This window comes from Microbacterium alcoholitolerans (genome assembly GCF_050408615.1).
GTDB lineage: Bacteria > Actinomycetota > Actinomycetes > Actinomycetales > Microbacteriaceae > Microbacterium.
Map to the genome: position 1 here is coordinate 231,736 of NZ_JBNTKD010000001.1, position 21,908 is coordinate 253,643.

General features: G+C 68.7%; 21 protein-coding genes and 1 tRNA gene. 10 read left to right on the top strand and 12 right to left on the bottom strand.

What is annotated here, in order from left to right; genetic code table 11:
- The first annotated feature begins 57 nt into the window (after window positions 1-57).
- On the top strand, window positions 58-780 hold the full coding sequence (locus ACQUSX_RS01125) for a TetR/AcrR family transcriptional regulator (RefSeq protein ID WP_428905141.1): 723 nt from the start codon (window positions 58-60) through the stop codon (window positions 778-780).
- Here ACQUSX_RS01125 and ACQUSX_RS01130 read toward each other — a convergent pair.
- Window positions 770-1,456 (bottom strand): trimeric intracellular cation channel family protein, encoded by a 687-nt coding sequence (locus tag ACQUSX_RS01130; RefSeq protein WP_428905142.1) that lies wholly within the window; start codon window positions 1,454-1,456, stop codon window positions 770-772. The two genes, ACQUSX_RS01125 and ACQUSX_RS01130, sit on opposite strands and share 11 nt — an antisense overlap.
- A 47-nt stretch (window positions 1,457-1,503) precedes the next feature.
- Between ACQUSX_RS01130 and recO the strand changes: the two genes are divergently transcribed.
- Window positions 1,504-2,265: a DNA repair protein RecO gene (recO, locus tag ACQUSX_RS01135; RefSeq protein WP_428905143.1), complete on the top strand. Its 762-nt coding sequence runs from the start codon at window positions 1,504-1,506 to the stop codon at window positions 2,263-2,265.
- On the top strand, window positions 2,262-3,071 hold the full coding sequence (locus ACQUSX_RS01140; RefSeq protein ID WP_428905144.1) for an isoprenyl transferase: 810 nt from the start codon (window positions 2,262-2,264) through the stop codon (window positions 3,069-3,071). Before recO ends, ACQUSX_RS01140 begins: the two co-directional genes overlap by 4 nt.
- On the opposite strand, the gene ACQUSX_RS01145 is transcribed toward ACQUSX_RS01140, so the two are convergent.
- Window positions 3,005-3,619: a P-loop NTPase family protein gene (locus ACQUSX_RS01145; protein WP_428905145.1), complete on the bottom strand. Its 615-nt coding sequence runs from the start codon at window positions 3,617-3,619 to the stop codon at window positions 3,005-3,007. The two genes, ACQUSX_RS01140 and ACQUSX_RS01145, sit on opposite strands and share 67 nt — an antisense overlap.
- A gap of 53 nt (window positions 3,620-3,672) precedes the next feature.
- Here ACQUSX_RS01145 and ACQUSX_RS01150 point away from each other — a divergent pair, with 53 nt between their 5' ends.
- The gene (locus ACQUSX_RS01150) at window positions 3,673-4,353 is read left to right on the top strand and encodes a DsbA family oxidoreductase (RefSeq protein WP_428905146.1); all 681 of its coding nucleotides are present in this window, start codon (window positions 3,673-3,675) and stop codon (window positions 4,351-4,353) included.
- Between the two features lie 10 nt (window positions 4,354-4,363).
- On the opposite strand, the gene ACQUSX_RS01155 is transcribed toward ACQUSX_RS01150, so the two are convergent.
- A complete protein-coding gene (locus tag ACQUSX_RS01155; protein ID WP_428905147.1) occupies window positions 4,364-4,858 on the bottom strand; it encodes a glutathione peroxidase in 495 nt (164 codons plus the stop codon).
- A 59-nt stretch (window positions 4,859-4,917) separates the two neighbouring features.
- Between ACQUSX_RS01155 and dusB the strand changes: the two genes are divergently transcribed.
- The 5 genes from dusB to ACQUSX_RS01180 all read left to right on the top strand — a co-directional run bounded on the left by dusB (window position 4,918) and on the right by ACQUSX_RS01180 (window position 10,306).
- Complete coding sequence (gene dusB, locus ACQUSX_RS01160; RefSeq protein WP_428905148.1) at window positions 4,918-6,114, top strand: tRNA dihydrouridine synthase DusB; 1,197 nt, start codon at window positions 4,918-4,920, stop codon at window positions 6,112-6,114.
- Window positions 6,104-7,489 (top strand): deoxyguanosinetriphosphate triphosphohydrolase, encoded by a 1,386-nt coding sequence (locus tag ACQUSX_RS01165; RefSeq protein ID WP_428905149.1) that lies wholly within the window; start codon window positions 6,104-6,106, stop codon window positions 7,487-7,489. The genes dusB and ACQUSX_RS01165 overlap by 11 nt, the downstream gene beginning before the upstream one ends.
- Entirely contained in the window at window positions 7,489-9,345 is a 1,857-nt protein-coding gene (gene dnaG, locus ACQUSX_RS01170) for a DNA primase (RefSeq protein WP_428905150.1), read from the top strand. The genes ACQUSX_RS01165 and dnaG overlap by 1 nt, the downstream gene beginning before the upstream one ends.
- A 34-nt stretch (window positions 9,346-9,379) precedes the next feature.
- Window positions 9,380-10,147 (top strand): ATP-binding cassette domain-containing protein, encoded by a 768-nt coding sequence (locus ACQUSX_RS01175; protein ID WP_428905151.1) that lies wholly within the window; start codon window positions 9,380-9,382, stop codon window positions 10,145-10,147.
- 86 nt (window positions 10,148-10,233) lie between these two features.
- Window positions 10,234-10,306, top strand: a tRNA-Asn gene (locus tag ACQUSX_RS01180).
- A gap of 80 nt (window positions 10,307-10,386) precedes the next feature.
- Here the strand turns inward: ACQUSX_RS01180 and ACQUSX_RS01185 are convergent.
- From ACQUSX_RS01185 to def, 3 genes are all read right to left on the bottom strand, one after another.
- Window positions 10,387-11,427, bottom strand: coding sequence for a diaminopimelate dehydrogenase (locus tag ACQUSX_RS01185; RefSeq protein ID WP_428905152.1), 1,041 nt, complete (start codon window positions 11,425-11,427; stop codon window positions 10,387-10,389).
- 14 nt (window positions 11,428-11,441) lie between these two features.
- Window positions 11,442-11,957: a septum formation family protein gene (locus tag ACQUSX_RS01190; RefSeq protein WP_428905153.1), complete on the bottom strand. Its 516-nt coding sequence runs from the start codon at window positions 11,955-11,957 to the stop codon at window positions 11,442-11,444.
- 98 nt (window positions 11,958-12,055) lie between these two features.
- A complete protein-coding gene (def, locus tag ACQUSX_RS01195; protein ID WP_428905154.1) occupies window positions 12,056-12,622 on the bottom strand; it encodes a peptide deformylase in 567 nt (188 codons plus the stop codon).
- Window positions 12,623-12,665: 43 nt separating this feature from the next.
- On the opposite strand from def, the gene ACQUSX_RS01200 reads away from it, so the two are divergent.
- A complete protein-coding gene (locus ACQUSX_RS01200) occupies window positions 12,666-13,676 on the top strand; it encodes a DMT family transporter (protein ID WP_428905155.1) in 1,011 nt (336 codons plus the stop codon).
- Here ACQUSX_RS01200 and pgl read toward each other — a convergent pair.
- From pgl to tkt, 6 genes are read right to left on the bottom strand one after another with little or no spacing between them, the layout of a single operon-like run.
- Complete coding sequence (gene pgl / locus ACQUSX_RS01205) at window positions 13,670-14,449, bottom strand: 6-phosphogluconolactonase (RefSeq protein ID WP_428905156.1); 780 nt, start codon at window positions 14,447-14,449, stop codon at window positions 13,670-13,672. The genes ACQUSX_RS01200 and pgl overlap by 7 nt on opposite strands.
- Window positions 14,450-14,453: 4 nt before the next feature.
- Window positions 14,454-15,389, bottom strand: coding sequence for a glucose-6-phosphate dehydrogenase assembly protein OpcA (locus ACQUSX_RS01210; protein WP_428905157.1), 936 nt, complete (start codon window positions 15,387-15,389; stop codon window positions 14,454-14,456).
- Entirely contained in the window at window positions 15,386-16,930 is a 1,545-nt protein-coding gene (gene zwf, locus ACQUSX_RS01215; protein ID WP_428905158.1) for a glucose-6-phosphate dehydrogenase, read from the bottom strand. The genes ACQUSX_RS01210 and zwf overlap by 4 nt, the downstream gene beginning before the upstream one ends.
- Before the next feature lie 32 nt (window positions 16,931-16,962).
- Window positions 16,963-18,567 (bottom strand): glucose-6-phosphate isomerase, encoded by a 1,605-nt coding sequence (locus tag ACQUSX_RS01220; protein WP_428905159.1) that lies wholly within the window; start codon window positions 18,565-18,567, stop codon window positions 16,963-16,965.
- Window positions 18,564-19,676, bottom strand: a complete 1,113-nt coding sequence (tal, locus tag ACQUSX_RS01225; RefSeq protein ID WP_428905160.1) for a transaldolase — start codon at window positions 19,674-19,676, stop codon at window positions 18,564-18,566. The genes ACQUSX_RS01220 and tal overlap by 4 nt, the downstream gene beginning before the upstream one ends.
- Window positions 19,673-21,778 carry a transketolase gene (gene tkt / locus ACQUSX_RS01230; RefSeq protein WP_428905161.1) on the bottom strand — a complete coding sequence of 702 codons (2,106 nt, stop codon included), beginning with the start codon at window positions 21,776-21,778 and terminating at the stop codon, window positions 19,673-19,675. Before tkt ends, tal begins: the two co-directional genes overlap by 4 nt.
- Window positions 21,779-21,908 lie beyond the last annotated feature (130 nt).

Consider the following 21,908-nt stretch of genomic DNA (forward strand, 5'->3'; position numbering starts at 1 on the left):
TCGGTAAACTGCGTACAGCGTATAAGGTAACTTGATGGAGAGGATGGATATTCCGAGATGGCGAAGAATCTGATCGAACTGCTCTGGTGGGAGAGAGCGGGCACCGCCCGAACGGGTCGTCGAGGTCCGAGGGCGCGCTGGTCCACGCCGCAGGTCGTGGCTGAGGCGATGAGCATCGCCGATGCCCACGGTCTTGACGCGGTCACGATCCGCGCGCTCGCACATGAGTTGGAGATCACGCCGATGTCCGTCTACACACATGTGAACAGCCGCGACGACCTGCTCGTGCTGATGGCGGATCGCGCGCACGCCGAAGTCGCCGGCATCCCCGTCGATGAAGACGACTGGCGAATGGGATTGCGCGCGGTCGCCGAGGCGAACCTTGCACTGCTGCAGGCGCACCCCTGGCTCCTCGAGATCGATGATCAGCGGACCGCACTCGGACCCGGCACGATCGCCAAGTACGACGGCGAGCTGCGCGCGTTCAATGCGACAGGATTGAGCGACGTGGATCGAGATGCAGCGCTCACCTTCGTACTCGATTTCGTCCGCGCGGCGGCGGGCCGGATGATCGCAGCCTCCGGCCCGGCGGAGTTCGGCGCCTTCTGGGAACAGGCGGCCGACACGCTCGCGGACCTCGTCGGCGACGACTACCCGCTTGCCCGCCGCGTCGGGGCTGCGGCAGGCGAGCAGCTGGGCGCGCCCTACGACGCGAACGCGGCGTGGGAGTTCGGCCTCGCGCGGGTTCTGTCCGGTCTGGAATCCGTCGTCACGGCTTGATGATCGGGATCATTCCGGTCTCCGCGGCGACCTTTCGCCGGTGCAGGCGACGCTGCTCGGGCAGTGACACGTCGAACAGCACGGACAGCACCCGGATCACCGCGGTCACGACGATGCCGAAGACCGCGGCGACGGTGATGTTCATGCTGAACGCGTGCGCGACCACGATGAAGGTGCATCCCGCGCCGGCGGCGACCGCGTAGAGCGAACCGACGTGCATGATGGCCACCGGCAGGCCCATCAGCATGTCGCGCAGCACACCGCCGCCCACGGCCGCGCAGACCCCGATGAAGACGGCGGGCACGACGGGGATGCCGAAAGCGATCGCCTTGCTCACCCCGAACGCGCCGAACATGCCGATCACGACCGCGTCGAGCACGACGATGAACGTGTTGATCCTGTTGAAGACGCCCGCGAGCAGCATCCCGAACAGCGCGGCGCCCGCCGCCGTCACCAGGTACCAGTTGTTCTGCAGCGTCGCCGGCGGCTGGCCGATCATCAGGTCGCGGATGAGACCGCCGCCCATGCCGATCATGATGCCGATGATCGCCACCCCCAGCCAGTCGAGCCTGCGCTGCCCCTGGAAGCCGGAGGCGAACATCGCGCCCTGGATGCCACCGAGGCCCACACCCAGCAGATCGGCCCACAGCGGGATGATGAAGGTCGGTTCGCTCACGCCCTCCATTCTTCCGCGTTGTCGGCGGGGCGGGGGATAATCGACAGATGCCCACCTATCGAGACGAAGCAGTGATCCTGCGCACCCACAAGCTGGGTGAGGCTGATCGCATCGTCACGATGCTCTCGCGTCGCAACGGCAAGATCCGCGCCGTCGCGAAGGGCGTGCGACGCACCTCGTCAAAGTTCGGCTCACGACTGGAGCCGTTCATGATCGCCGATGTGCAGCTCTACAAGGGGCGTTCGCTCGACATCGTGCAGCAGGCGGAGTCGCTCGGCGCGTATGGTGCGGACATCGCCGTCGACTACGAGCGGTTCACCGCGGCCAGCGCCATGGTGGAGACGGCCGACCGGCTCAACGAGGCGGAGGCGACCTCCGAGCAGTACCTGCTGCTCGTCGGCGGGCTGCGCTCGCTCTCACGCGGCGAGCACAGCGCGCGCAACATCCTGGACTCCTATCTGCTGCGCGTGATGGCCCTCTCCGGATGGGCGCCGGCGCTCGAGGACTGCGCCCGCTGCGGCGCGCCGGGCCCGCATTCGCACTTCGGCGCCCCGCTCGGCGGTCTCGTCTGCGAAGCCTGCGCACCGGCCGGCAGCCCGCGCATCGCACCGTCTTCCCTCGCGCTGCTGCGCGCGCTCATGCGCGGCGACTGGGTGACGATCGACTCCGCGCCGCCGGCAGACATGGCGGCGGCATCCGGGATCGTCGCGGCGTACGCCCAGTTCCATCTCGAGCGCGGCATCCGCTCGCTCGAGCACGTGCCCCTCGACCGGCTCAGGGGCCCAGCATCCTCGGCAGGAGCCCCGTGACACCGAAGCCCTACACGCACAAGGACGCCGTGCCGTTCCGCCCGCTGGACTGGACGGGCCGGATGCCCCCGGAGTTCCCGGCCGTGCCGAACCACATCGCGATCGTCATGGACGGCAACGGGCGCTGGGCCAATCGCCGAGGTCTGAACCGGATCGAGGGCCACAAGGCCGGCGAAGAGGTGCTGCTCGACGTCGTGGCCGGTGCCATCCAGGCGGGAGTCAAGCACCTCTCCGTCTACGCCTTCTCCACCGAGAACTGGGCGCGCTCGCCTGAAGAGGTGCGCTTCCTGATGGGCTACAACCGTGACGTGCTGCATCGTCGACGCGATCAGCTCAACGAGTGGGGCGTGCGCGTGCGCTGGGCAGGCCGCAAGCCGCGCCTGTGGGGCTCGGTCATCAAAGAGCTGCAGTTCGCCGAGCAGCTCACCCGCGACAACGACGTGCTGACCCTCACCATGTGCGTGAACTACGGCGGCCGCGTCGAACTCGTCGACGCCATGCGAGCAATGGCGGAAGACGTCAAGTCCGGCCGTCTCAAGCCGAGCGCGATCACCGAGAAGCAGATCCGCAGGCACCTCTACGTGCCGGACATGCCGGACGTCGACCTGTTCCTGCGCAGCTCGGGGGAGCAGCGCACCTCGAACTTCCTGCTCTGGCAGTCGGCGTACGCCGAGATGGTCTTCCTCGACACGCTGTGGCCGGACTTCTCGCGCGACGAGCTGTGGCGTGCGATCGGGGTCTACCTGGCGCGCGATCGCCGCTTCGGCGGTGCTGTCGACGTCCCAGACGCCGCCACCGACGCCTGAAGCCACTGCCCGAGTTCTCGCGGGTGCCGCAGCCGCACGATCCGCAGATGTGAAAAGCGCTGCTCGTACTCCGGCATCCGCTCCCGCCACACGTTCAGCGTCTTCGCCTGCCAGCGCAGCACGTTCTCCTCGGGAGCGGTCGTGATCGCCAGCCGCCACAGGGTGGGCTCTCGGTTGCCGTTCCAGAGTTCGCGCCGAAGGATGCTGCGCCCGAGCGTCCTGCGCCACAGCCGGGCGCGCACGAGCCGGTCGTCGTAGTCCAGCCACACGCACACCTCGGCGCGGGGCGGCAGGACGTCGTCGACGCCCTTGGACGTGTACTGCCACTCACTGACCCAGCGGTCGGTCGCGGCGAATGAGCGCACGTCGTCCAGGAATTCCGGCCGCGGAGTCCAGTCCGCGCCGTGGTGGAGCGCGTCCAGTTCATGGTGCGGCAGATCGAAGCGCGCTCCGATGCGCCGCGCGAGCGTCGTCTTGCCCGATCCGGACACGCCCGCGATGAGGATGCGCCGGGGTGGGAAGGGCAGCGGATCCCGGGCGGTTAGCATCCGTCGATGCTAACAACGGAATACATCCGGGCGCGCGATGGTTGGCTCCGAGTGTGACTGCACCCATCTCCATTGACATCTGGTCCGACATCGCCTGCCCGTGGTGCTACATCGGCAAGCGAAACCTCGAGAAGGGCATCGCCGCGACGGCGGGTGGCGAAGACGCCCCGCAGGTGGAGGTCACCTTCCACTCGTTCGAGCTCGCACCCGACACCCCGGTGGACTTCGACGGCGACGAGGTCGACTTCCTCGCCGGACACAAGGGGATGCCCCGTGAGCAGGTCGAGCAGATGCTCGCGAACGTCACCGGCGTCGCCCAGAAGGCGGGGCTGGAGTACCGCTTCGACCTGCTGCAGCACACGAACACCGTCAAGGCGCACGAGCTGCTGCACTTCGCCAAGGCGAAGGGCCGCCAGCACGACATGGAGGAGCGGCTGATGTCCGCGTACTTCACCGAGGGCAAGCACGTCGGCCGGATCGATGACCTCGTCGCCCTTGCCGTCGAGGTGGGGCTGGATGCCGATGAGGCGCGCACCGCGCTCGAGTCGAACCAGTACCTCGACGACGTGCGCGCCGATCAGGCTCAGGCGCGTGCCTACGGGATCAACGGCGTGCCGTTCTTCGTCATCGACGGACAGTACGGCATCTCGGGAGCCCAGCCGCCGGAGGCGTTCGAGAACGTGCTGCGCGACCTGTGGTCCAAGCGCGGCGAGGACGCCACCGCCGAAGCGTGACCCGGCCCGATCAGCGGGTCAGTGCGTTCTCGATCGCCGCGACGACCTCAGGCGAGTCCGGCCGCTGCTTCGGACGGAAGCGCTGCACCGAGCCGTCGGCGGAGACCAGGAACTTCTCGAAGTTCCACTCCACCCGGCCCGCCTTGCCATCGGCATCCGGAGTCTGCTTCAGCGCCTTGAAGAGCTCGGCGGCGTTGCGGCCGTTGACCTTCGTCTTGCCGTTGATCGGGAAGGTCACGCCGTAGGTCGTCGAGCAGAACTCCTGGATCTGCTCGATCGACCCTGGCTCCTGGCCCATGAACTGATTGCACGGGAAGCCGAGGACCGTGAAGCCACGGTCGCCGTACGCCCGCTGCAGCTGCTCGAGCTGGGCGTACTGCGGTGTGAGGCCGCAGCGCGACGCCACATTCACCACCAGTGCGACGTCTGCACCCGCCCCGTCGATGGTCTGCTCCGCTCCGGAGGCGTCGGTGAACGGGATCTGGCGTACGGACAGGTCGGTCATATCCACAGCCTAATTCGGTACAGCCCGCGCCCGGTCCAGTCTGGGAGAATGGACAGGATATGACTGTCACTGCTTCCGCACCTGTCGCCGATCAGGCTCCGGCCACCGAGCAGGCACCCGCCCTGCGCATCGGTCCGATCGAGCTCGACGTGCCCGTCGTCCTCGCCCCCATGGCGGGCATCACCAACACCGCGTTCCGCCGACTGTGCCGCGAGTACGGCGCAGGACTGTATGTGAGCGAGATGATCACCTCTCGCGCGCTCGTGGAGCGCAACGCCATCACGATGCGGCTGATCCAGCACCACGAGTCCGAGACGCCGCGCTCGATTCAGCTGTACGGGGTCGATCCGGCCACCATCGCCGAGGCCGTGCGCATCATCGTCGCCGAGGACCGCGCCGACCACATCGACCTGAACTTCGGATGCCCGGTGCCGAAGGTGACGCGCAAGGGCGGCGGTGCTGCGCTGCCGTGGAAGCTCGGCCTGTTCACCGACATCGTCGATCGCGCTGTGAAGGCCGCGGGAGATGTGCCACTGACCGTGAAGATGCGCAAGGGCATCAACGACGACCACCTCACCTTCATCGACGCGGGGCGCGCAGCGGAGGACGTCGGCGCGGCCGCCGTCGCTCTGCACGCCCGCACGGCCTCGCAGTACTACTCCGGCCACGCGGACTGGAACGCCATCGGCAAGCTCAAGCAGGCGGTCACGAGCATCCCGGTGCTCGGCAACGGCGACATCTGGTCAGCCGACGACGCCGTGCGGATGCTGGCTGAGACGGGCGCGGACGGCGTCGTCGTCGGGCGCGGATGCCTCGGACGCCCGTGGCTGTTCGGTGAGCTCGCCACCGCACTCGGCCCCTCTGACGCGCCCGCGGCACCTCGCGTCGACGCCACCCTGCAGTTCGTCGCAGCGGCATTCCGCCGGCACGCAGAGCTTCTCGTGGACTTCTTCGAAGACGAGGACCGCGGCTGCAAGGACGTCCGCAAGCACGTCTCGTGGTACTTCAAGGGCTATCCGGTCGGCGGCGAGCTGCGCTCAGCGCTGACAAAGGCATCCACGCTGCAGGAGATCGACGACCTGCTCGGCACCCTCGGCGACGCTCCCTATCCGGGCATCGGCGCCGAGGGCCAGCGCGGCCGCGCTGGATCGCCGAAGCGCACCGCACTGCCGGAGGGATGGCTGGACTCACGAGAGATCGGAGAGGGCGTCAGCGACATGATGCGCGGGGCGGAGATCGAGAACGATGGCGGCTGAGACGCGTCCGGGGACGCAGATCCCTGGGTATGGCGGGCACGACGCAGAGCGCTTCTTCGCCGAGACCCATCGATCCGAGCGCGACGGCTTCTCGCGCGACCGCGCGCGCGTGCTGCACTCTGCGGCTCTGCGCCGCCTCGCGGCGAAGACGCAGGTGCTGAGCCCGGCCAGCACGGCGGACTTCGCCCGCAACCGCCTCACCCACTCGCTCGAGGTCGCGCAGGTGGGGCGCGAGCTCGCGAGCGCACTCGGAGTCTCTGCCGACGTGGTCGACACGGCCTGCCTCAGCCACGATCTCGGGCATCCGCCCTTCGGACACAACGGAGAGCGCGCGCTGAACGAGTGGGCCGAGCACATCGGCGGCTTCGAGGGCAATGCACAGTCGCTGCGCATCCTGACCAGGCTCGAGGCGAAGGTGCTCGACGATGACGAGCACTCGGTGGGGCTGAACCTCACCCGTGCGAGCCTGGACGCCACGTGCAAGTACCCGTGGACCGTCGACAACCCCGTTCCCGACCCCGGCGGACGGCTGAAGTTCGGCGTCTACCCCGAGGATGAGGAGGTGTTCCGGTGGATGCGCGAGGGAGCCCCGGGTCGCCTGCGGTGCATCGAGGCCGAGATCATGGACCTGTCGGATGACATCGCGTATTCGGTGCATGACTTCGAGGACGCGATCGTCAACGGCTACGTCGACGTCGCACAGCTCTCGGATCCGGTCGAGCATCACCCGCTCGTCGGGCGCATCCAGCAGTGGGTCGGCTACGACTTCACGCGCGAGGAGCTCGCCGACGCCCTCTACCGGCTCACTCGGCAGCAGATGTGGCTGAAGTCCTTCGACCGTTCGCGGCGCGACCTGGCGAAGCTGAAGAACATCACCAGCGACATGATCGGGCGCTTCGCGCGCGCCTCGGTCGCCGCGACCCGCGAGGCCTACCCGGGGGACTCCCTGGCCCGATACAGTGCACACGTGGTCGTGCCCAGGGTCGTTGAAGCGGAGATCGCCGTGCTGAAGGGCATCATGGGCCAGGCGATCGTCACGATCGACGCCCGCCGCGGCGTGTACAAGGAGCAGCGTCGGGTGCTCAAGCGTCTCGCCGACGCGCTGTGGTCGACGGATGCGCTCTGGTCGGCCGGCGCCGATGTGCTCGAGCCGGCGTTCTCGGCGGACTTCCATGCCGCGACGACGGATGCCGAGCGCGCCCGCGTCGTCGTCGACCAGGTCGCGAGCCTGACCGACCAGACCGCCGTCGACTGGCACAACCGACTGGTCGGCGAGATCGATCCGGCCGAGGTCGGCATCTGGACGCCACGGCATGTGCGTCCCGGTGCGCGTCGGCGCGCCGAGCCCCAGGCGGTCGCTGAAGGGGCCGTCTGATGCCACGCATCCTTCAAGCCGACGTCGAGGAGGTCAAATCGCGCACCAACATCGCCGACATCGTCGGCGAGCGGGTCGCGCTGAAGTCCGCCGGCGTGGGATCGATGAAGGGGCTGTGCCCGTTTCACGACGAGAAGAGCCCCAGCTTCCACGTCAGGCCCCAGGTGGGCTACTACCACTGCTTCGGCTGCGGGGCATCCGGCGATGTGTATTCGTTCCTGCGCGAGATGGACCACGTCAGCTTCACGGAGGCAGTCGAGCGTCTCGCCGGCCGCATCGGCTACGCGCTGCACTACGAAGACGGCGGGGCGGCTCCGGAGACCAGCGGGCGCAGCCGCCTGTACGCGGCCAACACGGCCGCAGGTGAGTACTTCCGTCGTCAGCTGCTCAGCCCCGAGGCCGAGAGCGCACGGCGCTTCCTCGGCGAGCGCGGCTTCGACGCGGGCGCCGCCGCCCACTTCGGCGTCGGCTACGCGCCGCGCGGGTGGGAGAACATGACCAAGGCCCTCATCGCCGAGGGCTTCACCCGCGACGAGCTCACGGCCGCCGGGCTGGTCTCGGCCGGTCAGCGCGGGGTGTACGACCGCTTCCGCGGGCGCGTCGTCTGGCCGATCCGTGACGTCACCGGGCAGACGATCGGCTTCGGCGCGCGCATGCTCTACGACGACGATCAGGGCCCGAAGTACCTGAACACCCCCGAGACGCCGATCTACAAGAAGGCGCAGGTGCTGTACGGGCTGGATCTGGCCAAGCGCGACATCGCCCGCGGCGACCCGCGGCGTGTGGTGGTCGTCGAGGGCTACACGGACGTGATGGCCTGCCACCTCGCGGGAGTCACGACCGCGATCGCGACGTGTGGCACGGCGTTCGGCGCCGAGCACATCAAGGTGCTGCGGCGCGTGATGGGGGATGACTCGGCGGCCGGCGAGGTGGTGTTCACCTTCGACGGAGACGAGGCCGGCCAGAAGGCGGCACTGCGCGCCTTCTCGGAGGACTCGCGGTTCACCGCGCAGACTTTCGTCGCGGTCGCACCCGACGGACTCGACCCGTGCGACCTCCGCCTGCAGCGCGGGGATGCCGCGGTGCGGGGCCTGATGGACGCGAAGCTGCCCATGTTCGAGTTCGCGATCGACCGCAAGCTCGCCGGCTACGACCTCGCCACCGTCGAGGGGCAGGTCGGTGCCCTGCGCGCCGCTGCGCCCATCGTCGGCGCGATCCGCGATGAACTGCTGCGTCCCGGTTATGAGCGGGTGCTGGCCCGGCGCCTCGGCATGGATCCGACCGCCGTCCGCCAGCAGGTGCAGCGCGAGATGCGCGGAGCACGCGAGCCGCAGAGCCCGCAGGCATCCGCTCCCGCGCCGGCCGTGGGGGAGCCTGAGACGATCACCCGCGTGCGTCTGGCGGATCTGCCGCGCACGGCCGAGGTCGCGCTGGAGCGCGACGCACTGATGGGAGTGCTGCAGTACGGGCACCGCATCGATCAGGCAGTGATGGCGAGGGCGCTCGCGGAGCCGTTCCGGCACCCCGGCTTGGAAGCGGTGCGCGAGTCCGTGGCATCCGTCGCCGACCGCACGCGCGTCGGCTGGGCGACGGCTGCGGCGGATGCCGTGCGCGAGCCGTACAGGTCGCTGGCCGGCGAGCTGCTGATGATGCCGTTCCCGGCGCGCGATGAGGCGGGCGCACTGGCGTCCGCCGCCGACCTCTGCCGTCGTCTGATTCTGCGCAGCATCGAGCGGGAGAAGAACGAGCTGCTGGGCGCCGTGCAGCGCGTTCCGGCGGACTCGGACGGAGGCCGTGCGCTGCGCATGCGCCTGCGCGATGTCGACGTGGAACGGCTGCGATTCGTCGAGTCGTGAGCGTCGAGGCGCCCGAGCAGGGCAGGATGGAGACATGCCCTCCGCCGACGATGCCGCGATCGACTGTCATGACCTGGTGATCGATCGGATCGGCCACGGAGGAGTCACCCGGGCGATCGACGGCGTCACGTTCACAGTGCACCCCGGCGAGTTGATGTGCATCGGCGGATCGACGGGATCCGGCAAGTCGACACTGGTCACCGCGCTGGCAGGCATGGGTGACGCCTCGCTGAAGGTCGCCGGCGGCCGCGCACAGGTGTGCGGTGTGAACATTCGAAAGCCGGGACGCAAGAAGCGGATGCTGACGGCGCTGACCGGTCACGTCGGACAGGCGGCCGGTGCATCGCTGCCGCCCCGGCTCACCGTCGGCGAAGTGATCTCGGAGCCGATCACGTCTCGCCAGAAGAAGGTCAACAACCGGGCGATGGCGATGCGCGTCGCGGCCCTGCTCGATGAGCTCCACCTGCCGCTGGGCGCGGCGACGAAGTTCCCCTACGAGCTCAGCGCCGGCATGCGTCAGCGCGTCGCCATCGCCCGTGCCCTGATGCTCGAGCCCCACGTGCTCATCGCCGACGAACCGCTCGCCAATCTCGACCTCGAGGTGCGACCGGTGGTGTTCGACGCGATCACGCGTCGCCGCACCGAGCGGGCGATGGCGGCCCTGCTGGTGACCAACGATGCGGCGTTCATCCGCGAACTCAAGGCCGAGGCGCTCATCCTTCGCGCCGGTCACGTCGTCGCGCGCGGCGCGGGCGACAATCTCATCTGGGCGCCGGATGCCGAACCCGATCTCAGTGGTTGAGCACGCCACGCCCGGGCGGTTCGTCGAGTTCTGAGGGGCGCTCGGAGTTTGCTAAGCTGGACGGGTTGCTCGCTCAGCGCGCACATTCCCCTGTAGCTCAATTGGCAGAGCAGCCGGCTGTTAACCGGCAGGTTGTTGGTTCGAGTCCAACCGGGGGAGCCGACGAGAAGCCCCGATCCGAGCGGATCGGGGCTTCTTCCGTCTGGTGGCAGGCCCTCAGCGGGCTGCGCGGGCCGCGCTCAGAGCAGCTCTGCGCGCAGCTGCGAGGCCGACTTCGGCGACAGCAGCCCCGGCGCGATGTCGAACGGCGTCTTCGCGCCGTGATCGCCGGATGCTGCGAGCCGAGCCGCCGCCCGGGCGTACGCCACCAGCACGCTGGCGGTGAACTCCGGGTTCGACTCGAGTGCCAGGCGGAACTCGATGCTTTGGCTGGTGCCTTTCGCCTGGCTGCTGCCCTTGGCCTGGCTGCTGCCCTTGGCCTGGCTGCTGCCCAGAGAGGTCGTGCCGCTGCGGATCACGAAACCGCCGTGCGGGGCGCCTGCGTGATCGCGCGCGAGCTCCTCCGCAGTGATGAACGCCACCGTGGTGTCGTAGGGCTCGAAATAGTCCGGCATCGTCACGATCGCCTCGCGCACGGCATCCGCGTCGGCGCCGTCCTCGAGCACGACGAAGCACTCGCGGGTGTGCTTCTCGCGCGTGCTCAGACCCGGCCGCTCACCGGCGCGCACGCGCGCGATGGCGTCGTCCGACGGGATCGTGTACTGCACGCCGCCGGCGACGCCGGGGACGCGCCGGATGGCATCCGAATGCCCCTGGCTGAGCCCGCGACCCCAGAACGTGTACGTCTCGCCCTGCGGCAGGATCGCCTCGCCGTACAGCCGCTGCAGGGAGAACAGTCCCGGATCCCAGCCGGTCGAGATCACGGCGGTCGTGCCCGCCGCCTTCGCCGCCGCATCGACGGCGTCGAAGTGCTCGGGGATGCGAGCGTGCGTGTCGAAGCTGTCGACGACGCTGAACGCGGACGCCAGTGCAGGAGTCTGCTCGGGCAGATCGCTCTTCGAACCGCCGCAGAGGATCAGCACATCGATGTCGCCGCGCTCCCCGTCCAGCGCTTCGATGCCTCGCACGCGGGTGCCGGCGTCGACTGCGGTGACGGATTCCGGGTCGCGACGCGTGAACACGCCGACGAGCTCCATGTCGGGGTTGAGCGCGAGCGAGCGCTCCACACCCCTGCCGAGGTTGCCGTAGCCGACGATGCCGATGCGGATCGATGTGGTCATCTCTGCCTCCGTGGTCAGATCTTGGTGCCTTCGGCCGAGCCCTCGAGCTGCGAGCCGTCCTCGGTGAACAGCACGCACTGGATCACGCGGTCATCGACCTCGCTCCATCCCTGCGGGGTCGGTGAGAAGTAGGCGTAGGTCAGCGACGATTCCTCCTCGCTGATGCCGACGAACGACTCGAACTCCGGCTCGCAGCCCTCGAGCGCCGCGGTGTAGATCGCCTCTTCACCCGGGTACTCGCCGTCGGGGAGCTCGAACTCGTGGAAGATCTCCTCATCGTGAGGGTCTGCGCACGGCACGACGTTGGTGGCGCTGAGCTCTTCGCTGTTGACGTCGTCGGCGATCTTGCAGTCGCCCACCTTCAGATCGAAGATGTCGATGTTCGAATCTTCGGTGACGCTTCCGCTCTCGTCGCGCTGGGCGCCTGCGCTGAAGACGTTGGCGGCGATGCCGCATCCCGAAAGCAGGATGACTGCGGCGATCGTCGAGCCGGCAGCTGCCGCTGCACGGCGGATGTGACGAGAGTTCATGAGGTGCGCTCCAGGGCGTGAAGGGGAGTGGATGCGGCGGATGCCGCCCACAGAAACCTACTGATCGGGCGAGGGGTGGCCAAATCACGCGGCCGGGATCAGCCCTCGAGGTCGTCGACTCCCGGCATCCAGCTGTGTCCGCCGCGCACCCAGCCGCGCTTGCGCGCGATCTTCTGCGCGGTCTTCCAGTCGCTGTCGGACAGCCGGTCGACGTACAGCACGCCGTCCAGATGGTCGAACTCGTGCTGCAGGATGCGCGCGCGCCACCCGTCGACCTCGAGGCGCACCGCGGCACCGGTCAGGTCCGATCCGGTCACCAGCACACGGTCGGAGCGACGAAGAGCGAATCGCTCGCCGGGGAACGAGAGGCAGCCCTCGGACTCCTCATCGGGGTCGGGCGAGCCCGGCTCGAGCGGCGCCATCCACAGCACGGGGTTGATGATCTCGCCGCGCCAGGGATTGTCTTCGTCGTCGACGTACGAGTACACGAACAGGCGCAGCGCCACGCCGACCTGAGGGGCTGCGAGGCCGACGCCCGGGGCGAGATCCATGGTCTCGTACATGTCCGCGACGAGGGTTCGGATCTCATCCGTCACCTCGGCCACCTCGCTCGCGGGGGAGTGCAGAACAGGATCGCCCATGATGCGAATCGGAAGAACAGCCACGCCTTAACCCTACTGGCACCGGCTCGCCGGGTAGGGTGGGACAGTGCATCATGGGGTGGAGTTCGCCGCTGACATCAGCGATCAGCTGGTCGGCGTCTTCGCGAACCCGGGCCTTCTGCTGGGCATCCCGCTCGCTCTCGCCGGAGCCGTGTTCATGTCGCTCGGTGCGCAGTACCAGCACCGCGGCGTCGAGAAGGTCGAGCGGATCACCGGCGCCGAGGGCGCGAGCGGTCTCAGCGGCGCGCAGCTGAAGGCGCTGCTGACCCGCCCGTCCTGGATCATCGGCACCCTGATGCTCGGGCTTGCGATCGTGTGCCAGCTCAGCGCCATCGCGGTCGCTCCGCTGATCGTCGTGCAGCCGCTGGGTGCGGTCGCGCTGGTGATCACGACCCTGCTCAACGCCCGCATCTCGGGACACACGCCCACCAGGCAGTCGCTCATAGCGATCGCGGCGTGCATCGGCGGCATCTTCCTCTTCGTCAGCCTTGCCGCGTTGCACGCCACCGAGCGGCCGATCAGCGACCAGGACCTGTTCATGATCCTGACGATCCTGCTGCTGGTGATCATCGTCTTCGGAGCCGGCTGGCTGATCCTGCGTCACCGCATGCGCGCCATGTTCTACGTGACGGGCGCGGGTGTCCTGTACGGATTCGTCGCCACACTCGCCAAGGCGATCATCAGCCGGATCCAGGCGCAGAACTTCGACTGGCTGACCGTCGTGTGCCTGATCGCACTGATCGCCGCGGCGGGCGTCGGGGCCTACTTCGTGCAGACCGCGTACAGCTCGGGGCCGCCTGATCTGGTGATCGCCGGGCTCACAGTGATCGATCCGATCGTCGCGGTCCTCATCGGCGCACTCGTGCTCGGCGAGGCGGACGCCGCGCCGCTGTGGGTCCTGATCATGTTCGGCGTCGCGGGTGCGATCGCGGTATGGGGCGTCTACGGCCTGGCACGCTATCATCCGCAGGTGCTCAGCGACAGCCAGGAGCTGCGCATCAAGCGGGGAAGCGACGGCCCGGGGCCGGGCGACTCGCCGGCACCGCCCGCTCAGTAGTCGCGATCGATGAGGTCGGGGGAGACCTCGGACGCCGCCGCCTCGTCGACGAAGAAGATCGTGCGTCTGCGGCCCTTCGCCCCGGCGGCAGGGACGCTGGCGTAGCTGGCACCCGCGAGTGCCAGGCCGAGCGCCGACGCCTTGTCCGCACCCGTGAGCACCAGCCAGACGCGCTTGGAGGCGTTCAGGACCGGTCTCGTGAGGGTGACCCGCTCCGCCGGCGGCTTGGGCGAGTTGCGCACGGGGAGTGCTGCGACGTCCGTCACCGTCACCTCCGTGCGGTCGGGGAACAGCGACGCGATGTGACCGTCCGGTCCGACGCCGAGGAAGCACACCGCGAATGACGGCCAGTCCTCTCCGTCGGTGCCGTAGCGGGCGAGATCAGCGGCGTACGCCGCAGCGGCCTCGTCGAGCGTCAGGCCGTCGGAGGGAGCCGCGACCTCGTGGATGTTCTCAGCGGGAACAGGGATGTGATCCAGCAGCGCGGTGCGCGACTGCAGCGAGTTGCGGTCGGAGCTGTCGCGCTCGACGAATCGCTCGTCTCCCCACCAGAAGTGCACCAGCGACCAGTCGATCTCGCCGATGCGCGCATCGCCGGCGGCGGCCTCGAGAACTGCGCCGCCCATCGAACCGCCCGTCAGGCACACGTGCGCGACGCGGTTGTTGCGCGTGCGCGTGATGAGCCGAGTCAGGAAGCGATCCGCCACCCGGGTCGCCAGCGCCCCCGGCGTCGGCTCCACCACCACAGACTTCGTCGTTCCCTGCACCTTCATCGGCTCATTCCCCTCGCTCGGGCGGTCCGAGGCGCTTCCAGCCCTCGGTGATGACTCGACCGTAGAGCAGATCGGCGTCCAGCCGGCGAAGCTCTTCGGCGAGGCACTCGCGCAGCGTGCGCCGCGGCAGATGCAGTTCGTGATCGGGCTGGCCCGGCTGCGTCAGGATCGCGACGGTGGCCGACGGACGCTCCAGCAGGATGTCGCCGCTGGCGCGGGTCAGGCGCACGGACTTGATGCCCTCCTGCCACTCGTGCGGGTCCTCGTACGACCAGGTCACCGGAACGTCCAGCGCCATCTGAAGCCAGGCGGCGAGCAGCGCGGTCGATGGCGAGGCTGCGGCCCCGCGCACCTCGGCGGAGGTGACCTCTTCGAACGGCGGCTGATCCAGCACGGCCGCGAGCTGCTCGCGCCAGTGCGTCAGGCGGGTCCAGGCGATGTCGGTGTCGCCGGGAGCATGGGTGCGCCCCAGCAGCGATAGCCGTTCGCGCACATCGGTGCTCGTCGCGGCATCGGTGATCCGGCGCTGCGCCATGCGCCCGATCGGCGATGTCGCGGCATCCGTCGGCGCCTCACCCGGCCACCAGGCGACGACCGGGGCATCCGGAAGCAGCAGCCCGGTGACGAGGCTCTCGGCATTGCTCGCGGCATCGCCGTATGCGCGCAGGACGACCACCTCGCTGGCGCCTGCGTCGCCGCCGACGCGGATCTGCGCGTCCAGACGCGCCTCGCCCTCACCGGTGGTGAGGACGATGACCCGCATCGGATGCTCGCGCGAGGCGTCGTTGGCGGCGTCGATCGCCGATTCGGCGACCCCGTTGCGCGCGGTGATGATGAGCGTCAGCACACGTCCGAGAGCGACCGCGCCGCCCTCTTCGCGTACCTTGACGAGCTGCTTGGCGACCTGGCTGACCGTCGTGTCGGAAAGATCGATGATCACGGGCGTCTCCAGACTCGGCCGTCGCGGGCAAGAAGGTCATCGGCGGATGCCGGCCCCCACGAGCCGGGCGCGTACTGCTCCGGCGCGGCGTCGAGGCTCGCCCAGTACTTCTCGACCGGGTCGAGGATCTTCCAGGACAGCTCGACCTCCTCGTGCCGGGGGAACAGCGGCGGGTCGCCCAGCAGCACATCCAGGATCAGCCGCTCGTACGCCTCGGGGCTCGCCTCGGTGAAGGCGTGGCCGTAGCCGAAGTCCATCGTGACGTCGCGCACCTGCGTACCGGCACCGGGCACCTTCGAGCCGAAGCGGATGGTGACGCCCTCGTTCGGCTGCACGCGGATCACCAGCGCGTTCTGACCGAGCTCGGACGTGCGTCCGAGCAGATGCTGCGGTGCGCGCTTGAAGACGACGGCGATCTCGGTGACGCGGCGTCCGAGCCGCTTTCCGGTGCGCAGGTAGAACGGGACACCCGCCCAGCGCCTCGTGGCGATCTCGAGCTTGAGAGCCGCATAGGTCTCGGTCGTCGACTGCGGGTTCATGCCCTCCTCTTCGAGGAAGCCGTTCACCTTCTCGCCGCCCTGCCAGCCGCCGGCGTATTGACCGCGCGCCGCTGCGTGCGACAGGTCGGCGGGCAGCTGCACGGCCTCGAGGACCTTCTCCTTCTCGGCGCGCAGATGCTCGGCGGACAGGCTGATCGGCTCTTCCATCGCGGTGAGCGCGAGCAGCTGCAGGAGGTGGTTCTGGATCACGTCGCGAGCCGCGCCGATGCCGTCGTAGTAGCCGGCGCGTCCCCCGACGCCGATGTCCTCGGCCATCGTGATCTGCACGTGGTCGATGTGGTTCCGGTTCCAGATCGGCTCGTACAGCTCGTTCGCGAAGCGCAGCGCCAGGATGTTCTGCACCGTCTCCTTGCCGAGGTAGTGATCGATCCGGAAGATCGAATCGGCCGGGAACGCCACCTCGAGCGCCTCGTTCAGCGCGCGCGCGGACTCGAGGTCATCGCCGAACGGCTTCTCGATCACCACTCGACGCCAGCAGGTGTCGTCGTCGCTTCGCTCGCCGACCAGACCGGATTCCTTCAGCTGGCGCGCGACGGTGGGGAAGTCCTTCGGAGGGATCGACAGGTAGTAGGCGTGGTTTCCCATCGTGCCGCGCTCGATGTCGAGCTTCTCGACCGTGTCGCGAAGGCGTCGGAACGAATCCGCGTCGTCGAACGTCCCCTGAACGAATCGGATGCCCTGCAGCAGCTGCTGCCAGGTCTCCTCGCGGAACTCGGTGCGCGCATGCTGCTTCACGGCGTCGTACACGACCTGCGCGAAGTCCTGGTCCTCCCAGTCGCGCCGTGCGAAGCCGACCAGGGCGAAGCCCGGCGGCAGCAGCCCCCGGTTGGCCAGGTCGTAAACCGCGGGCATGAGCTTCTTGCGCGACAGGTCGCCGGTCACGCCGAAGATCACCAGGGCACTGGGCCCGGCGATCCGACTCAGCCGGCGATCATCGGGATCGCGGAGCGGGTTGTGTCCGCGAGAGATGGGGGCAGTCATCGGTGAGGGAATTCTCCAGGTGGGGGAGCGACTTATTGGGCGGCTTCGAACAGCGCCAGCACGTCGTCCGCGGAATCCGTGATGGTCAACGATACGACGGGGCGGCCGTGGTCGGCGAGCACGGTGGCGTCGCCGGCGGCCTGTGCGGCGATGAGCTGTCCGAACGTGAACGGGCGCCCGGGGATCTCGAGATCGACGTCCGTGCGCTCGAGGATCTGCAGGAACGCACCCTGTGCGGGCCCGCCCTTGTGATACTGGCCCGTGGAGTGCAGGAACCGAGGACCCCACCCGAAGGTGGTCGGGCGTCCGGAGTCGGCGGCGATCATCTCGCGCAGACCCTGCAGCTGCGACATCTCGATGCGGTTCACGTATGCCTGCACCGCGACGTAGCCATCCGGCCCGAGTCGCGCCCACAGGGCATCCATGACACCCTCGATCGTGCCCGAGTCAGCCAGCGCGGGATCGGAGACGCGGACCTCGATGCCGCCCTGGACGAATGCGGGAGCAGTCGGCTCCGGACGTGCGTCGAGCAGTCCGCGCGCGGCGTCCTTCGCCGATTCGACATCGGGCTGGTCGAAGGGGTTGATCCCGAGCAGATGCCCGGCGATCGCCGTCGCGTACTCCCACAGCAGCAGCTGCGCGCCGAGCGTGCCGCTGACCAGGATCTCGCCGCGATGGAGCTCGGCGGGATGGAACTCATCGGCGTCGTCGACCAGGCGCACGATCTGCAGATCGTCGGGGCGCGACTCCACCTCGGGCGAGACGGGCAGCATCACGACCGGAAGGATGCCGGTGCCCGCCTTGCCCGTCGACTCGGCGATCAGCTGCTCGATCCAGTCCGGCAGTCCGTCGATGTGCGTGCCGTCGCTGATGAGGCCCAGCTTGTCGCGCCGCGGAGGCACGCCGGTGATCGCGGCGGCGAGGCGCAGCGCCGGGTTGTCGGCGGTGTCCACAGCGAACTGCAGCATGGATGCCTCGGCCTCATCGAGCAGCTCGCCGATGTCGACGCCGGCGAGACCTGACGGCACGAGTCCGAAGGCGGTCAGCGCCGAGTAGCGACCGCCGACGTTCGGGTCGGCGTTGAAGACGCGATAGCCGGCCGCGCGTGCCGAGACATCCAGCGGCGAACCCGGATCCGTGACGACCACGATGCGGCCGACGGGATCGATGCCGAGGTCGCTGAAGGCCGTCTCGAACGCACGGCGCTGCGAATCGGTCTCGATCGTGGAGCCGGACTTCGACGAGACCACGAGCACCGTTCCGCTGAGGTCGTCGTCGATGGCATCGAGCACCTGTGCGGGCGCGGTGGAATCCAGCACGGCCAGCGGTGCGCCGGCGGTGTTCGCGATCACCTCGGGGGCAAGCGAGGAGCCGCCCATCCCGGCCAGGACGACGCGGTGGATGCCCTGCGCCGCGAGCTCCTCGCGAAGCGCGACGATCTCGGCGACCAGCGGGCGCGAGGTGGAGACCGCCTCCACCCAGCCCAGGCGGACGGAGGCCTCGGCCTCAGCATCCGCACCCCACAGATCGGTGGCGCCCGCCGTGAGGCGCGACGCGACGAGGCCTGCGACCAGACCGGGCACGAGCTCGTCGACGGCCGCCTTGGCGGGCTGCGACACGTGCACCGCGACGGTCATCGCGCCGCGTCCAGCCCTTGCGCGACCTTGGTGAGCAGACCGTGCCAGGAGTCGATGAACTTCTCGACGCCCTCGTCCTCCAGAACCTGGGTGACATCGTCGAAGTCGATGCCGACGGCCTTGAGGTCTGCGAACACCTGATGGGCGTCTTCGTAGGTGGAGGTGACGGTGTCGCCGTTGACGACGGCGTGGTCGAACGTCGCCTCGAGCGTCTTCTCGGGCATCGTGTTGACGACGCCGGGGGCCACGAGCTCGGTGACGTACAGCGTGTCCGGGAGGTTCGGGTCCTTGACGCCCGTGGATGCCCACAGCGGACGCTGCAGGTTCGCACCGGCATCCAGCAGAGCCACGGCGCGGCTCTCGGCGAAGGACTTCTCGAACAGCTCGTAGGCGAGGCGCGCGTTGGCGAGTCCGGCCTTGCTCTTCAGCGCCGTCGCCTCGTCCGTGCCGATGGCCGCGAGGCGCTTGTCGGTCTCGGTGTCGACGCGCGAGACGAAGAACGATGCGACCGAGTGGATGCCGGAGAGGTCGATCCCCGCCTCCTTGGCCTTCTCGAGCCCGGTGAGGTATGCGTCGATGACCTCGGCGTAGCGCTGCAGGCTGAAGATGAGGGTGACGTTGACGCTGATGCCGGCGCCGATCGCCTCGGTGATCGCGGGGAGTCCTGCCTTGGTGGCGGGGATCTTCACGAGCAGGTTCGGGCGGTCGACCTTGGCCCAGAGCTGCTTGGCCTGAGCGACGGTGCCGTCGGTGTCGTGGGCGAGGTCGGGGGAGACCTCGATCGACACGCGTCCGTCCACGTGGTTCGTCGCCTCCCACACGGGACGGAACACGTCCAGCGCGGCCGCGACGTCCTGAGTGGTCGCGGCGAACACGGCCTCTTCGGCGGAGGCGCCCGCGACGGCGAGCTCGTGCACCTGCGCGTCGTAGGAGGTGTCGTCGGCGTCGGTGATCGCGTTGGCGAAGATCGTCGGGTTGGTGGTGACGCCGACGACGTTGCGCGTGTCGATCAGCTCCTGCAGGTTGCCGGAATCGATGCGCGTGCGGGAGAGATCATCCAGCCAGATGCTCACGCCGGCAGCGGAGAGGGCTGCGGTGGGGGTGCTCATGCGTTGTTCTCCTTGATGCTCTCGTGCGCCGCCTCGACGACGGCCTCGGCGGTGATGCCGAACTTCTCGAACAGGGTCTTGTAATCAGCGGACGCGCCGAAGTGGTCGATGCCGACCGAGCGGCCGCGGTCGCCCACGATGCCGCGCCAGCCGACGACGGAGCCGGCTTCGACCGACACGCGTGCGGTGACGGCCTTGGGCAGGACGGACTCGCGGTACGCGTCGTCCTGCTCAGCGAACCACTCCAGTGACGGAGCGGACACGACCCGGGCGTTCACGCCGTCCGCGGCGAGCTTCTCGCGTGCGGTGACGGCCAGCTGCACCTCGGAGCCCGTGGCGATCAGAATGACATCGGGCGTGCCGCCCGGTGCCTCGGCGAGAACGTAGGCACCCTTGGCGGTGTTGTCGGCGGAGGCGAACGTGTCACCGAATGCCGCACCGTCGCCGCGATCGAACACCGCGATGTTCTGACGGGTCAGCGCGATGCCCGCGGGGCCCTCATGACGGCGCAGGAGCTCCAGCCAAGCGGCGGCGGTCTCGTTCGCGTCAGCAGGCCGGACGACCGTCAGGTTGGGGATGAGGCGCAGCGATGCCAGCTGCTCGATCGGCTGGTGCGTCGGACCGTCCTCGCCGAGTGCGACCGAGTCGTGGGTCCAGACGAAGATGCTGGGGATGTTCATCAGCGCGGCCAGACGCACCGCGGGTCGCATGTAGTCGCTGAAGATGAGGAACGTCCCGCCGAACGCGCGCGTCGGGCCGTGCAGCACGATGCCGTTCACGATCGCGGCCATGGCGTGCTCGCGGATGCCGAAGTGCAGCACCCGGCCGTACGGCTCACCCGTCCATTCGTGGGTGGACCACTCAGTGGGGATGAAGGATGCCGCGCCCTTGATGGTGGTGAGGTTCGACTCGGCGAGGTCCGCTGAGCCGCCCCAGAGCTCCGGGAGCTGCTCGGCGAGCGCGTTGATGACCTGACCGGACGCGGCGCGGGTCGACACGTCCTTGCCGGCCTCGAACGAGGGGAGCGCATCGGCGATGCCCTCGGGAAGCTCGTGAGCCTCGATGCGGTCCAGCAGTGCCTTCCGCTCCGGGTTCGCCGCCGCCCACTCGTCGAACGATGTCTGCCACTGCGCACGCTCGTCGGCGGCGCGCTGTGCGAGTCCGCGCGTGCGCGAGATGACCTCGTCGTCGACGACGAAGCTCTGCTCCGGATCGAAGCCGAGGACCTTCTTGGTCGCCGCGAGCTCGTCGGCGCCGAGCGCCGAGCCGTGGATCTTGCCGGTGTTCTGCTTGCCGGGTGCCGGCCAGCCGATGATGGTCTTGAGGATGATCAGCGACGGCTTGGACTGCTCGCCCTTTGCCGCTTCGATCGCCGCGTTCAGCTCGGCGACATCCTCGACGTACTCGCCGGTCTTCTTCCAGTCGACCGTCTGCACGTGCCACCCGTACGCCTCGTATCGCTGCGCGACGTCCTCGGTGAATGCGACGTCGGTGTCGTCCTCGATCGAGATCTGGTTCGAGTCGTAGATCGCGATGAGGTTGCCCAGCTCCTGGTGCCCGGCGAGCGACGATGCCTCGCTGGTGATGCCCTCCTGCAGATCGCCGTCGCTGGCGATCACGTACACGAAGTGGTCGAACGGGCTCTCGCCCGGCGCAGCATCCGGATCGAACAGACCCCGCTCGTAGCGCGCCGCATAGGCGAACCCGACCGACGACGCCAGACCCTGACCCAGCGGACCGGTCGTGATCTCCACACCCTTCGTGTGACCGTACTCGGGGTGTCCCGGAGTCAGCGAGCCCCACGTGCGCAGCGACTTCAGATCGTCCAGCTCGAGTCCGAACCCGCCCAGGTACAGCTGCACGTACTGCGTCAGCGACGAGTGGCCCGCCGACAGGATGAAACGATCCCGGCCGAGCCAGTCGGCGTCTGCCGGGTCGTGACGCATCACCCGCTGGTACAGCAGGTACGCCGCAGGGGCGAGACTCATCGCCGTGCCGGGATGACCGTTGCCCACCTTCTCCACGGCATCAGCCGCGAGGACTCGGGCGGTGTCCACCGCGCGACGATCGATCTCATCCCACTGAAACTCTGTCACGGTCATGCTCCATCTGACGTCGGTGAAGGCGCCCGTCTTCCAGCGCGGTCCGCCTCATAGTGGCGGGCGGGTGCACAGCGCGGGGCGCGCGAGTGGTTTTCAGCATACCCGCGGGCTCGCACGCTCCGGGGCGTGT

Excerpts from the sequence above, each read along its gene's own strand:
- dnaG (WP_428905150.1), top strand. The coding sequence starts at position 7,489 with ATGCCACGCATCCTTCAAGCCGACGTCGAGGAGGTCAAATCGCGCACC.
- zwf (WP_428905158.1), bottom strand. The coding sequence starts at position 16,930 with ATGACTGCCCCCATCTCTCGCGGACACAACCCGCTCCGCGATCCCGAT.
- ACQUSX_RS01155 (WP_428905147.1), bottom strand. The coding sequence starts at position 4,858 with ATGACCGACCTGTCCGTACGCCAGATCCCGTTCACCGACGCCTCCGGA.
- pgl (WP_428905156.1), bottom strand. The coding sequence starts at position 14,449 with ATGAAGGTGCAGGGAACGACGAAGTCTGTGGTGGTGGAGCCGACGCCG.
- dusB (WP_428905148.1), top strand. The coding sequence starts at position 4,918 with ATGACTGTCACTGCTTCCGCACCTGTCGCCGATCAGGCTCCGGCCACC.
- ACQUSX_RS01145 (WP_428905145.1), bottom strand. The coding sequence starts at position 3,619 with ATGCTAACCGCCCGGGATCCGCTGCCCTTCCCACCCCGGCGCATCCTC.
- ACQUSX_RS01175 (WP_428905151.1), top strand. The coding sequence starts at position 9,380 with ATGCCCTCCGCCGACGATGCCGCGATCGACTGTCATGACCTGGTGATC.
- ACQUSX_RS01185 (WP_428905152.1), bottom strand. The coding sequence starts at position 11,427 with ATGACCACATCGATCCGCATCGGCATCGTCGGCTACGGCAACCTCGGC.
- tkt (WP_428905161.1), bottom strand. The coding sequence starts at position 21,778 with ATGACCGTGACAGAGTTTCAGTGGGATGAGATCGATCGTCGCGCGGTG.
- tal (WP_428905160.1), bottom strand. The coding sequence starts at position 19,676 with ATGAGCACCCCCACCGCAGCCCTCTCCGCTGCCGGCGTGAGCATCTGG.
- ACQUSX_RS01190 (WP_428905153.1), bottom strand. The coding sequence starts at position 11,957 with ATGAACTCTCGTCACATCCGCCGTGCAGCGGCAGCTGCCGGCTCGACG.
- ACQUSX_RS01165 (WP_428905149.1), top strand. The coding sequence starts at position 6,104 with ATGGCGGCTGAGACGCGTCCGGGGACGCAGATCCCTGGGTATGGCGGG.
- recO (WP_428905143.1), top strand. The coding sequence starts at position 1,504 with ATGCCCACCTATCGAGACGAAGCAGTGATCCTGCGCACCCACAAGCTG.
- ACQUSX_RS01125 (WP_428905141.1), top strand. The coding sequence starts at position 58 with ATGGCGAAGAATCTGATCGAACTGCTCTGGTGGGAGAGAGCGGGCACC.
- ACQUSX_RS01220 (WP_428905159.1), bottom strand. The coding sequence starts at position 18,567 with ATGACCGTCGCGGTGCACGTGTCGCAGCCCGCCAAGGCGGCCGTCGAC.